Source organism: Streptomyces scopuliridis RB72, from assembly GCF_000718095.1.
GTDB lineage: Bacteria > Actinomycetota > Actinomycetes > Streptomycetales > Streptomycetaceae > Streptomyces > Streptomyces scopuliridis.
Genome location: NZ_JOEI01000024.1, coordinates 20,219 through 32,857 on the forward strand (window position 1 = coordinate 20,219; position 12,639 = coordinate 32,857).

General features: G+C 68.1%; 7 protein-coding genes. 5 read left to right on the forward strand and 2 right to left on the reverse strand.

Translation table 11 applies throughout. The features are described 5' to 3' along the window. Window positions 1-60: 60 nt before the first annotated feature. Window positions 61-2,694: a transglycosylase domain-containing protein gene (locus tag IF11_RS0127075; RefSeq protein WP_030354356.1), complete on the reverse strand. Its 2,634-nt coding sequence runs from the start codon at window positions 2,692-2,694 to the stop codon at window positions 61-63. Window positions 2,695-3,063: 369 nt separating this feature from the next. Between IF11_RS0127075 and IF11_RS0127080 the strand changes: the two genes are divergently transcribed. The 3 genes from IF11_RS0127080 to IF11_RS0127090 all read left to right on the forward strand — a co-directional run bounded on the left by IF11_RS0127080 (window position 3,064) and on the right by IF11_RS0127090 (window position 6,292). Beyond that, the gene (locus IF11_RS0127080) at window positions 3,064-3,780 is read left to right on the forward strand and encodes a PadR family transcriptional regulator (protein WP_030354357.1); all 717 of its coding nucleotides are present in this window, start codon (window positions 3,064-3,066) and stop codon (window positions 3,778-3,780) included. Between the two features lie 60 nt (window positions 3,781-3,840). Next, complete coding sequence (locus IF11_RS0127085; RefSeq protein ID WP_030354358.1) at window positions 3,841-4,923, forward strand: inositol-3-phosphate synthase; 1,083 nt, start codon at window positions 3,841-3,843, stop codon at window positions 4,921-4,923. 97 nt (window positions 4,924-5,020) lie between these two features. After that, on the forward strand, window positions 5,021-6,292 hold the full coding sequence (locus tag IF11_RS0127090) for an MFS transporter (protein WP_030354359.1): 1,272 nt from the start codon (window positions 5,021-5,023) through the stop codon (window positions 6,290-6,292). Window positions 6,293-6,354: 62 nt separating this feature from the next. Here IF11_RS0127090 and IF11_RS0127095 read toward each other — a convergent pair whose 3' ends face one another. Further along, window positions 6,355-7,821, reverse strand: a complete 1,467-nt coding sequence (locus IF11_RS0127095) for a CCA tRNA nucleotidyltransferase (RefSeq protein WP_206300699.1) — start codon at window positions 7,819-7,821, stop codon at window positions 6,355-6,357. A gap of 211 nt (window positions 7,822-8,032) precedes the next feature. Here IF11_RS0127095 and IF11_RS0127100 point away from each other — a divergent pair, with 211 nt between their 5' ends. After that, a complete protein-coding gene (locus IF11_RS0127100) occupies window positions 8,033-10,408 on the forward strand; it encodes a DUF6049 family protein (RefSeq protein ID WP_030354361.1) in 2,376 nt (791 codons plus the stop codon). Between the two features lie 45 nt (window positions 10,409-10,453). Next, window positions 10,454-12,598: a murein biosynthesis integral membrane protein MurJ gene (murJ, locus tag IF11_RS0127105; RefSeq protein ID WP_030354362.1), complete on the forward strand. Its 2,145-nt coding sequence runs from the start codon at window positions 10,454-10,456 to the stop codon at window positions 12,596-12,598. Window positions 12,599-12,639 lie beyond the last annotated feature (41 nt).

Here is a 12,639-nt window from a genome sequence, read left to right on the forward strand (position 1 = left end):
ACGTACGCGGGGCGGTACGTGTCGGTGCGGCGGCCCTCGTGGCGGGTGCCGTGGGGGCGGTCAGCCTCCGGGACCTCCGAAGATGCCTCCGCCGTTGTCGGTGCTCTCGCCGGGGGAGCCGGATGGCGAGCTGCTTTCCCCGCCGGGCCCGCCGTTGCCCCCATTGCCCCCATTGCCTCCGTTGCCGCCGTTGCCCCCGTTGCCGCCGCCATTGGCGCAGCCGAACGGCTGGTTGCAGGATTCCGAGGAGGACGGCGTCTCGGACGGCGACTCGGACGGCGACTCGGACGGCGACTCGGACGGCGACTCGGACGGCGACTCGGACGGCGACTCGCTCGGCGTCGGGGACGGGGACGCGCCGCCGCCGTACCAGGCCCCTCCGATGGGCTCGGGCTCGGGGAACTTCACGGCCTGCTGCCCCTTGAGCGCCTCCGCCATGTAGTCATGCCAGATCTCCGAGGGGAACGAGGCACCGTGGATCTTGTCCTGGCCACCCGTGCCGAACATCTTCAGGAACTCGCGGTCCTTGTTCGTCGCGTCGTCGTCCATCCGGTACATGTCGATGGCGGTCGACAGCTGCGGGGTGTAGCCCACGAACCAGGCCGACTTGTTGCCGTCGGTGGTACCGGTCTTGCCGGCCACCTCGCGCCCCGGGAGCCGGGCGTTCTTACCGGTGCCCTTCTCCACGACGGTCTTCAGTACGTCCGTGACGTTGTCCGCGACGGCCGCGTCGAACGCGCTCTTCACCTTGGTCTCGTGCTCGTAGACGCTCTTGCCGCTCTGGAGCACTTTGGTGACGGAGTAGGGGTCGCGCTGCTTGCCACTGGAGGCGAACGTGCCGTAGGCGCCGGCCATCCGGATGGCGCTGGGGTCGGAGATACCGATCGAGAAGGACGGCACGTTCGACTGGGAGAGGGAGCCGTTCAGCAGCCCGGCATCGATGGCGGCGTCCCGCACCTGGGGGATGCCGACGTCCATGCCCAGCTGGACGAACGGGGAGTTGGCCGATTCCTGCATGGCGTAGCGCAGATCGACGGGCCCGTACGACTTGTCGCCGTCGTTGACCTGCAGCCACTCCTTGTCTTCCTCGTTGGTCCAGATCGAACCGTCGTAGTTCTTGATCTTCAGCTTGTTGTCGCCGTTGTAGATGGTCTTGTCGGGCGAGATAGATGTACGAGTGCCGTCGGCCGGGTCGCGGACGCCGTCCCGCATCGCCGCGGCCAGGACGAACGGCTTGAAGGTCGATCCGACCTGCGCGCCGGTCTGGTCGGCGTTGTTGGTGAAGTGCTTGGTGGCGTCCTGGCCGCCGTAGATGGCGACGATCTTGCCGGTGTCGGGCTCGACGGAGGCGCCACCGAACTGGACGTGTGTGTCGGTCTTCGGGCGCTTCTTGGGGTCGATGTTGGCGTCGTAGACCTCCTCGACCGCCGTCCTCAGCTGTTCGACCTTCTTCTTGTTGAAGGTCGTGTGGATCTCGAAGCCGCCCCTGGAGAGGTCGTCCGTGGTGAGGCCCCTGGTGTTGTTGTTGACGAAGTAGGCCTTGGCGAGGTCGACCAGGTAGCCGATCTGTCCGCTCTGCTCGGTGTTCTTCTTGACTCCGTCCGGCATCGGGAACTTGGTGTACTTGGCCCGCTCTTCCGGCTTGAGGTGGCCGTCCTTCACCATCTCGTCGAGGATCCAGGCCCAGCGCTTGGTGGCTCTGTTCGTGTTCGCCGCCGCGGTGGCCTTCGGGTCGATGGAGGTCTGGCCGGCCGGGTCGTAGTACGTCGCGCCCTTGAGGAGCGTGGCCAGGAGCGCGCACTCGCTGGCGTTCAGCTGGGACGCGTCCTTGCCGTAGTAGGTACGGGCGGCGGCCTGGATACCGAAGGCGCCGCGTCCGTAGTAGGAGGTGTTGAGATAGCCCGCCATGATCGCGGGCTTCTCCATCTCGGTGCCGACCTTCATGGAGATGAAGAGCTCTTTGAACTTGCGGCTCAGGGTCTGGCTCTGGTCGCCCAGCCGGGCGTTCTTGACGTACTGCTGGGTGATGGTGGAGCCACCCTGGGTGTTGCCGCCCTTGGCCATGTTGACCAGAGCGCGGCCGATACCCATCGGGTCGACGCCCGAGTCGTCCCTGAAGGTCTTATTCTCGGCGGAGATCACCGCGTTCTGCATGTCCTCGGGGATCTTCTCGATCGGGATGATCTGCCGGTTGACCTCGCCGCCGGTGGCGACCATCTGGGTGCCGTCGTCCCAGTAGTAGACGTTGTTCTCGGCCTTCGAGGCGAGATTGGGGTCCGGCACCTGCACCAGCGCGTAGGCGATGGTCCCGGCGACCATGATGGAGCCGACGAAGGCGATGCCGAGTCCGGTGGTCTGCTTCCAGGACGGCACCCAGCGGCGCCAGCCGTACTTGCCCTGGCGCGGGTAGTCGATCAGCCGCTTCTTGTACGGCTCACCGCGGCCGCGGCCGGATCCACCACGTCCGGCGCCGCCGTCGTCCCCTCCACGTCTGCGGCCACCGCGCTGGGCGGCTCGTCTGGCCGCGGCACGGCCACCGTAGGGCGGCTCCTCCTCGTACGAGCCGGAGGGTGAGGCCGAAACGGTTTCTCGGGGCGGGGCTGCGCGGCGGCCGGATGGCTGCTGGGCTGCACGCCTGGCCGCGGCACGACCGCCACCCTGCGGCTGCGGCGGTTTGCGACGGTGCTCGCTCATCGAACGACTACTCCTCGGGCAGGCGCGGACGCCTGGAAGCGGCAGTTGAGTTCCGGTCCCCCCGAAATGAATACGGACCGGCCCGGCATCGGGCTCATCCGATATGCATCCGGTAAGCCGACAGTCTTGACGCTTACCGACGTCACTCGGTTCCCGGTGGTCTGCATGCCGCACAGACTACGCACGGTCAAAACCCCCCGAGAGCTGAAGTTCACCCTAAATCAGGCAAGTTGCTTCCTGAGAATTGGTGATGTGACGCCGTTCACCATGACCCCTCTTGTCGCAACCTCCACTCCGTTCTATCGTCGGGATGTATCGAGTCGATACATCAGTACGGCATAAGAGTCCGGACAGCGAAGGAGGCGACGGGTGAGCAGACGCTCGGGCATCCTTGAGTTCGCTGTCCTCGGTCTGCTCCGCGAGTCCCCCATGCACGGCTATGAGCTGCGGAAACGGCTCAATACCTCGCTGGGGATCTTCCGCGCCTTCAGTTACGGGACGCTCTATCCCTGCCTCAAGACGCTGGTCGCCAACGGCTGGTTGATCGAGGAGCCGGGGAGCGCTCCGGAGGACGCGCTCGCCGCCTCGCTGGCGGGGCGCCGCGCCAAGATCGTCTACCGGCTGACGGCGGAAGGTAAGGAGCACTTCGAGGAGCTGCTGTCCCACACCGGTCCCGACGCCTGGGAGGACGAGCATTTCGCGGCTCGGTTCGCCTTCTTCGGACAGACGGAACGTGAGGTGCGGATGCGGGTGCTGGAGGGCCGCCGCAGCAGGCTGGAGGAGCGTCTGGAGAAGATGCGCGCCTCCCTGGCCCGTACCCGCGAGCGCCTCGACGACTACACGCTGGAGCTTCAGCGGCACGGCATGGAGTCCGTGGAGCGCGAGGTGCGCTGGCTGAACGAGCTCATCGAAAGCGAGCGGGCGGGACGGGATCAGAGACGGTCCGGCCCCGGGAGTCCCGCTGAGCAGGAAGGCACATCAGGAGAAGCGGACGGCCTGCCCCGGCACCGGGATGCCGCGTCTTCCGGGGGCACGCCCCCGGGACATCCCGGCCCGCCGGATCCGTCCGCGGACACCACCAAGTGAGGTCCTGCATCTCCGCAGGGTTTCATCACGAACACTGACATCACACAGGGAGCAACCGGAATGGGTTCGGTACGCGTAGCCATCGTCGGCGTGGGCAACTGCGCCGCCTCACTGGTGCAGGGCGTCGAGTACTACAAGGACGCCGACCCGGCGGGCAAGGTACCGGGGCTGATGCATGTCCAGTTCGGCGAGTACCACGTGCGGGACATCGAGTTCGTGGCCGCCTTCGACGTTGACGCGAAGAAGGTCGGCCTCGACCTCGCGGACGCCATCGGCGCCAGCGAGAACAACACCATCAAGATCTGTGACGTGCCGTCCTCGGGCGTCACCGTCCAGCGCGGCCACACCCTCGACGGTCTCGGGAAGTACTACCGCCAGACCATCGAGGAGTCCCCCGAGGCGCCGGCGGACATCGTCCAGACCCTCAAGGACAAGCAGGTCGATGTCCTGGTCTGCTACCTGCCCGTGGGTTCCGACGACGCCGCGAAGTACTACGCGCAGTGCGCCATCGACGCCAAGGTCGCCTTCGTCAACGCCCTCCCGGTCTTCATCGCCGGCACGAAGGAGTGGGCGGACAAGTTCACCGAGGCCGGTGTCCCGATCGTCGGTGACGACATCAAGTCCCAGGTCGGCGCCACGATCACGCACCGCGTCATGGCGAAGCTCTTCGAGGACCGGGGCGTTGTCCTGGACCGCACGATGCAGCTGAACGTCGGCGGCAACATGGACTTCAAGAACATGCTTGAGCGTGAGCGTCTGGAGTCCAAGAAGATCTCGAAGACGCAGGCCGTCACGTCCCAGATCCCCGACCGCGACCTGGGTGCCGACAACGTCCACATCGGCCCGTCGGACTATGTCGCCTGGCTCGACGACCGCAAGTGGGCGTACGTCCGCCTCGAGGGCCGCGCCTTCGGTGACGTCCCGCTGAACCTGGAGTACAAGCTGGAGGTCTGGGACTCCCCGAACTCCGCGGGTGTCATCATCGACGCCGTGCGCGCCGCGAAGATCGCCAAGGACCGGGGCATCGGCGGCCCGATCCTCTCCGCGTCCTCGTACTTCATGAAGTCGCCGCCGGTCCAGTACTTCGACGACCAGGCCCGCGAGAACGTCGAGAAGTTCATCGCCGGCGAGGTCGAGCGCTAGAGCGCGGCCTCCCCGTCACGACGAGAAGGGTCTCCGGACTGCTGGTCCGGCGACCCTTCTCGTATGTGGCGGGGCCGCGTGTGTGACGCTGGCTCACATGCCTGTCGTGCGTGATCTGCGTGTGCTCCTGCGCCTCGGAAACTTCCGCCGACTGCTGGCGGTCCGGCTGCTCTCCCAGGGGGCCGACGGTGTCTTCCAGGTGGCGCTCGCCACGTATGTCGTCTTCTCCCCGGAGAAACAGACCTCGCCCGGCGCGATCGCCTCCGCGATGGCCGTGCTCCTGCTGCCGTATTCACTGATCGGCCCATTCGCCGGGGTGCTGCTGGACCGCTGGCAGCGCCGCCAGGTCTTTCTGTACGGGAATCTGCTGCGGGCCCTTCTCGCGGGCTGTACGGCGGTGCTGATCGTGGCCTCCGTGCCCGACTGGCTCTTCTATGTCTCGGCGCTGTCCGTGACTGCCGTCAACCGGTTCGTTCTCGCGGGGCTCTCTGCCGCCCTGCCGCATGTGGTCGATGACGAGCGGCTCGTCCTCGCGAACTCACTCTCCCCGACCGCCGGAACGCTCGCCGCGACCGCGGGCGGCGGACTCGCCTTCGTCGTACGGCTGACGATCGCGGACTCCGACGCCGCCGTGGTGCTGCTGGGCGCCGCCCTCTATCTCTGCGGGGCGCTCACCTCGCTCCTGCTGGCGCGCGAACTACTGGGCCCCGGAAAGCCGTCGCGGGGCCGGCCACGGCTGGGGACCGCCCTGCTCTCCACGGCGCGCGGACTGGCCGACGGGGTGCGCCATCTCACGGAGCGGCGGGCGGCGGCCGGTGCGCTGGCCGCCATGACGGTGATGCGCTTCTGCTACGGGGCGCTGACGGTGATGGTGCTGATGCTCTGCAGATACGCCTGGACGGAGCGGGAGGCCGACGGGCTGGCACTGCTCGGGCTGGCCGTCGCCATCTCCGGCGCGGGCTTCTTCGCCGCCGCGGTTCTCACGCCGTGGGCGGTGGGACGGCTCGGCCCGTTCGGGTGGATAGCGCTGTGTGCGGCAGCGGCGGCCGTCCTGGAGCCGGCTTTGGGGCTGACCTTCGCACCTACGCCCATCCTGGCCGCCGCCTTCGTTCTCGGCCTGATCACCCAGGGGGCGAAGATCGCCACGGACACGGTGGTACAGACGGCGGTGGACGACGACTTCCGCGGCCGGGTCTTCTCCCTCTACGACGTCCTCTTCAATGTCGCCTTCGTCGGTGCGGCGGGGGTGGCCGCGGCGATGCTACCGCCGGACGGCCGCTCCGTGCCGCTCGTGGCGACGGTGGCCGTGCTCTACGCAGGCGTGGCCGCGGCCCTGACATACAACGGGCGGGGGCGATGTTTCACGTGAAACATCGCCCCCGGAGCATCGCGCGCGGGTCATGTTTCACGTGAAACATGACCCGCGCGGGTTCAGTTCTGCGCGGTCCACCATTCCTTGAGGGCGGCGACAGCCGCATCATGCTCCATCGGCCCGTTCTCCAGCCGCAGCTCCAGCAGGAACGTGTACGCGGCGCCGATCACCGGTCCGGGGCCGACACCCAGGATCTCCTGGATCTGGTTGCCGTCCAGATCGGGCCTGATGGCGTCCAGCTCCTCCTTTTCCTGAAGCTGGACGATGCGCTCCTCCAGGCCGTCGTAGGCCCGGGAGAGAGCGCTCGCCTTGCGTTTGTTGCGTGTGGTGCAGTCCGAGCGGGTCAGCTTGTGGAGCCTGTCGAGCAGGGGCCCGGCATCACGTACGTAGCGCCGCACCGCCGAGTCGGTCCACTCGCCCGTTCCGTAGCCGTGGAAGCGCAGGTGCAGCTCCACCAGCCGGGAGACGTCCCTCACCATCTCATTGGAGTACTTGAGCGCGGTCATCCGCTTCTTGGTCAGCTTCGCGCCCACCACCTCATGGTGATGGAAGGAGACCCGGCCGTCCTTTTCGAAGCGGCGCGTCCTCGGCTTGCCGATGTCGTGCAGCAGCGCGGCCAGCCGCAGCACCAGGTCCGGCCCGTTCCCCTCCAGATCGATGGCCTGCTCAAGGACGGTCAGCGAGTGCTCGTAGACATCCTTGTGCCGGTGGTGCTCATCGCTCTCCAGACGCAGCGCCGGCAGCTCGGGCAGCACCCGGTCCGCGAGCCCGGTGTCGACGAGCAGCGCCAGGCCCTTGCGCGGGTGGGCGGAGAGGATCAGCTTGTTCAGCTCGTCCCGTACGCGTTCGGCGGAGACGATCTCGATACGGCCGGACATGTCCTTCACGGCCTCGACCACATCGGGATCCACGTCGAAGTCCAGCTGGGCGGCGAACCGCGCGGCCCGCAGCATCCGCAGGGGGTCGTCGGAGAAGGACTCCTGGGGGGTGCCGGGGGTCCGCAGCACCTGGGCGGAGAGGTCTTCCAGCCCGCCGTGGGGATCGATGAACTCCTTCTGCGGCAGCGCGACGGCCATCGCGTTCACCGTGAAGTCCCGGCGCACAAGGTCTTCCTCGATGGAGTCGCCGTAGGACACCTCGGGTTTGCGTGATGTCCGGTCGTAGGCCTCCGAGCGGTATGTCGTGACTTCGATCTGGAAGCGCTGATCGGCGTCTCCGACCCGGGCGTCCTTCTGGAGACCGACCGTGCCGAAGGCGATCCCCACTTCCCACACCGAATCCGCCCAAGGCCTGACGATCTTCAGAACATCCTCGGGCCGGGCATCGGTCGTGAAGTCCAGGTCATTGCCGAGCCGGCCGAGAAGGGCGTCCCTGACCGAGCCGCCGACCAGGGCGAGTGTGAATCCGGACTCCTGGAACCGGCGCGCGAGATCGTCAGCGACGGGGGATACCCGCAGCAGTTCGCTGACCGCACGGCGCTGCACCTGACTGAGGGCACGGGGATTGTCTTCATTGGCGTTCGGCACAACAGAAAAGGGTACGTGCCGCGGCCCCCGCGGGCGCCCCCGTTTCGGGCCGCCCCGTCTCGATGCGGAGGTTTCCGGTGGCTCATGAGATTCTTCCGATCATGTGGAGCAGTCCCCAGCACTTCGCCACAGCGCACATCGTTACCATGCGTGGACGCGGCAATTGACAACCACCAACGGCAACCGACGATGACAAGGGACGGGCGAGCGCGTGGCGGAGGCGGCAGACTTCCAGGGGATGGGTCATTCTCCTGCCCGCCGGTGGCTGCGGCGCACGGCCTCCGTGCTCGCCGGAGCGCCGCTCTTGGCGGGTCTGCTGGCCGGGACGGCGGCGCCGGCGGCCCAGGCCGCGCCGACGGCCACCGGCTCCCGTACGGTCCATGTGTCGCTCGACACACTGGCCCCCAGTGCGCCGGTGAAGGGCGACACGCTCACCGTCTCGGGGACGGTGACCAATACGGGCAAGAACACCGTCACCGACGCCCAGGTCGATCTGCGGGTCGGCCCGCGCATGTACGGCAGGACGGCCATCGACGACGCCGCCGAGCGCACCGGCACCTTGGGTGATGTAGCTCCGCTCGGCGGCAAGTACAAGGTCACCATCCCGAAGCTCGCCGTCGGCATCCCCCAGGACTTCGCCCTCTCGGTACCGGTCAGCAAGCTCGGGCTCGGCCAGGACGGCGTCTACCAGCTCGGTGTCTCACTGACCGGACGGACCTCGTCCGCACAGTACGACCAGGTGCTGGGCATCCAGCGCACCTTCCTGCCCTGGCAGCCGGACGCGACGGAGGAGAAGACACAGCTCACCGTCCTCTGGCCGCTGATCTCGTCGACGCGTCTGTCCGCGGAGACCGGCTCGGACGATCAGCAGACCCCGGTCTTCGAGAACGACGACCTGGCCGAGGAGCTGGCCCCCGGCGGGCGGCTGGAGCAGTTGGTCTCGCTCGGCAATCAGCTTCCCGTCACCTGGGTGATCGACCCCGATCTCCTCGCCACGGCCGACGCCATGACCAAGAACTACCAGGTCAGAAGCGGGGACACCACCGTCCCCGGCAAGAACCAGGCCGTGGCCACCAAGTGGCTCGACACCCTGGAGAAGGCGGTGCAGGGCGGCAAGGTCGTCGCGCTGCCGTTCGCCGATCCGGACCTGGCGTCGCTGGCCCACCGCGGCAAGGACGTCTCCGGTGCGCTCAGCCATCTGCAGCCCGCCACGGACGTGGCCGGGAAGACCGTGGAGACCATCCTCCATGTGAAGCCGTCCGTCGACTTCGCCTGGCCCGTGGACGGTGCGATCGACCCCTCGATCGTCGATGTAGCCACATCGGCGGGTGCCCACAAGGTCATCACCCGCAGCGACAGCCTCCAGGACAATCTGCCGTACACCCCCACCGCGGCACGGCCGATCGGCGGCGGGACCACGGCCGTCGTCGCCGACACCCGGCTCTCCACCGCTTTCCAGGGGGATATGTCGGAGGCGGGCGCGTCCACCCTCGCGGTCCAGAAGTTTCTCGCCCAGTCGCTGGCCGTGACGCTCCAGGACCCGGAGAATCAGCGCAGTATCGTCGTCGCTCCCCAGCGGATGCCGAGCGCAGCCCAGGCACAGTCGATGGCGCGCGCGCTGCGGGGCCTGGATCCCGAGCGCTGGACGGAGCCGTCCGATCTGCTCGCGGCGGCCGCGGCCACACCCGACTCGGACGCCACCACCAAGGTGCCCGGCTCTTCGCGTTACCCGAAGAAGCTGCGGAACCAGGAGCTGCCGACCGAGGTCTTCCTGGACATCAAGAAGACGCAGGAGCGGCTCGACAACTTCAAGGCCATCCTCAGCGCTCCGGACCGGGTGGCCGCGCCCTTCGGCAACGCGATCGGCCGGGCGATGTCGACCTCGTGGCGCGGGGAGCCTGAGAAGGCACAGCAGTACCGCGGCACGGTGGAGAACTATCTGATGGGCCTCACCACCGAGGTGAAGCTCATCCCGAAGTCCGTGCTGACGCTGTCGGGGCGCAGCGCGACGATCCCGGTGACCGTCCAGAACCAGCTGTTGCAAGGCGTGCAGAATCTGGTGCTGCGCCTGAAGTCCGACAACCCGACGCGTCTCAAGCTGGACGGCGACCGGGCGGTGGCGGAGCGGCCGATCAAGATCGACGGCGGGCACAGCCAGTCGGTGAAGTTCACCGGGGCGGGCAACGCCAACGGACCGGTGCAGGTGACCGCCCAGCTGTACACGGTGGACGGCACGCCGTACGGCAGTCCGATGACGTTCCAGGTCAAGGTCTCCGAGATCACCCCCACCGTGATGCTCGTCATCGCCGGCGGTGTGCTGCTTCTTGTCCTCGCGGGGGTCAAGATGTACAGCCAGCGCAAGCGGGCGGTGGCCCGTAAGGCAGCCGCGGAGGACGCGGAGGACACGGACGGCGGAGACGACACGGAAGACGGCACCGGCGCGGACGGGAACGCGCGGGACACGCAGAGTACGGACCGCGCGTGGGCCGCTGAGGACACAGATCCCGGGCAGCCGAGTGACCCGACACCGGACACCGGTCCGGAAAGCGCGGACGCGTCGGGCGCGGGTGAGAAAGTGGACCGTTGAGCGATGTCGTGGCCGGTCGGCCGGGGACGATGAGGTGGGGTAACCATGAACGCGCCGTACGACGGTGACCGTGGGCAGGGCGCGGGTGGCGACCCGGCGGGCCGGATTCCGCCCACCGCGCCGTCTGCCCAGGATCCCTATGTCCAGGATGCTTACAACCGGGACCCCTACTGGTCACAGGACCTCTCCGCGCAGGATCCGGTGACGGAGGCGCTGTACGACCGCGCCTCGCACCCGCCGCCGCCTCCCGGCACCTATCCGGAGACCCACCAGCTCTACCAGCAGCCGCCCGCCCCGCAGAACGCCCCCGATCCCCGGGTCTGGGCCCAGACCCCGCCGCCCGAGCCCTCCGGGCCGACGCGCCACCTCCCGTACGGGGACGACCCGAGGACCACCCAGTTCACCGGCCTCGACGACCTGGTCTCCCGGGCCGGCGACGAGAACCCGCCGCCGGACGCGTTCGCTCACCTCTACCGCGACCAGCAGGGCTCGGGCCAGGTACTGACCGCGCCGGAGCCCGAAGCCGCACCCGCACCGCCGCCGCCCCCCAAGAAGTCGGGAGGCAAGGCCGCCGGGCTGCTCAAGTCCAGTGCCCTGATGGCCGCGGGCACGCTGGTCTCCCGGCTCACCGGTTTCGTACGGAGCCTGGTGATCACCGCCGCTCTGGGCGCGGCCCTGCTCGGTGACTCCTTCACCGTGGCGTACACGCTGCCGACGATGATCTACATCCTCACCGTCGGAGGCGGTCTCAACTCCGTCTTCGTCCCGCAGCTCGTGCGCGCGATGAAGAACGACGACGACGGTGGCGTGGCCTATGCCAACCGGCTGCTGACCCTCGTCATGGTGGCGCTCGGCGCGATCGTGGCCCTCGCCGTGTTCGGGGCGCCGTGGCTGGTGCGTCTGATGTCCGACCCGATCGCCAGTGACGCGGCCGCCAACAACGTCGCCGTCACCTTCGCCCGCTACTGCCTGCCCACGATCTTCTTCATGGGTGTTCATGTGGTGATGGGGCAGATCCTGAACGCGCGCGGGAAGTTCGGCGCGATGATGTGGACTCCGGTCCTCAACAACATCGTCATGATCACCACGTTCGGCCTGTTCATCTGGGTCTACGGCACCGCAGCCGACTCGGGCATGACCGTGCAGACGATCCCGCCGGACGGCGTGCGGCTGCTGGGTATCGGTACGCTGCTCGGCCTGGTCGTCCAGGCGCTCGCGATGATCCCCTACCTCCGCGAGACCGGCTTCCGGTTCCGCCCGCGCTTCGACTGGAAGGGCCACGGCCTCGGCAAGACGGTCAAGCTGGCCAAGTGGACGGTTCTGTTCGTCCTCGCCAACCAGGCCGGTGTCCTGGTCGTCACGCAGCTCGCCACCGCCGCCGGCGTCGACTCCGGCAAGGACGGCACCGGCATCCTCGCCTACAGCAACGCCCAGCTGATCTGGGGCATGCCGCAGGCCATCATCACCGTCTCCGTCATGGCCGCCCTCCTGCCCAGGATCTCCCGCGCCGCCCACGACGGCGACCCGGGGGCGGTACGCGACGACATCTCCCAGGGGCTGCGCAACTCGGCGGTCGCCATCGTGCCGATCGCCTTCGGGTTCCTCGCCTTGGGTGTCCCGCTGTCGATCCTGATGTTCTCGTCCAGCGGCCTGGAATCGGCTCGCTCCATGGGCTTCATCCTGATGGCGTTCGCCCTCGGACTCATTCCGTACTCCGTGCAGTACGTCGTCCTGCGCGGCTTCTACGCCTACGAGGACACCAGGACGCCCTTCTACAACACGGTCATCGTCGCCGCGGTCAACGCCGCCGCCTCCGCCGTCTCGTATGTGGTCCTGCCCTCCCGCTGGGCCGTGGTCGGCATGGCCGCCTCCTACGGCCTCGCCTACGCGGTCGGTGTCGGTGTCGCCTGGCGCAGGCTGCGGAACCGGCTGGGCGGCGATCTGGACGGCGGCCGCGTCCTGCGTACGTACGCCCGGCTCTGCCTGGCGGCCGTCCCCGGTGCCCTCGCGGCCGGAGCGATCGCCTACGCCGTCCTGAACGCTCTGGGCAGCAGCGCTCTCAGCTCGCTGGTGGCACTGGTCGGCGGCGGTATCGCCCTGCTGGCCGTCTTCTTCGTCGCGGCGAAGAAGATGCGGATCGAAGAGATGAACGCCATGGTCGGCATGGTGCGCGGACGCCTCGGACGGTAAACGCGGCGCGGTCCAGCACAACCATCACCGGCTGCCGCGTG

Bases quoted from the DNA above. Each gene is read 5' to 3' on its own strand.
- murJ (WP_030354362.1), top strand. From the start codon at position 10,454: ATGAACGCGCCGTACGACGGTGACCGTGGGCAGGGCGCGGGTGGCGAC.
- IF11_RS0127085 (WP_030354358.1), top strand. From the start codon at position 3,841: ATGGGTTCGGTACGCGTAGCCATCGTCGGCGTGGGCAACTGCGCCGCC.
- IF11_RS0127090 (WP_030354359.1), top strand. From the start codon at position 5,021: ATGCCTGTCGTGCGTGATCTGCGTGTGCTCCTGCGCCTCGGAAACTTC.
- IF11_RS0127075 (WP_030354356.1), bottom strand. From the start codon at position 2,694: ATGAGCGAGCACCGTCGCAAACCGCCGCAGCCGCAGGGTGGCGGTCGT.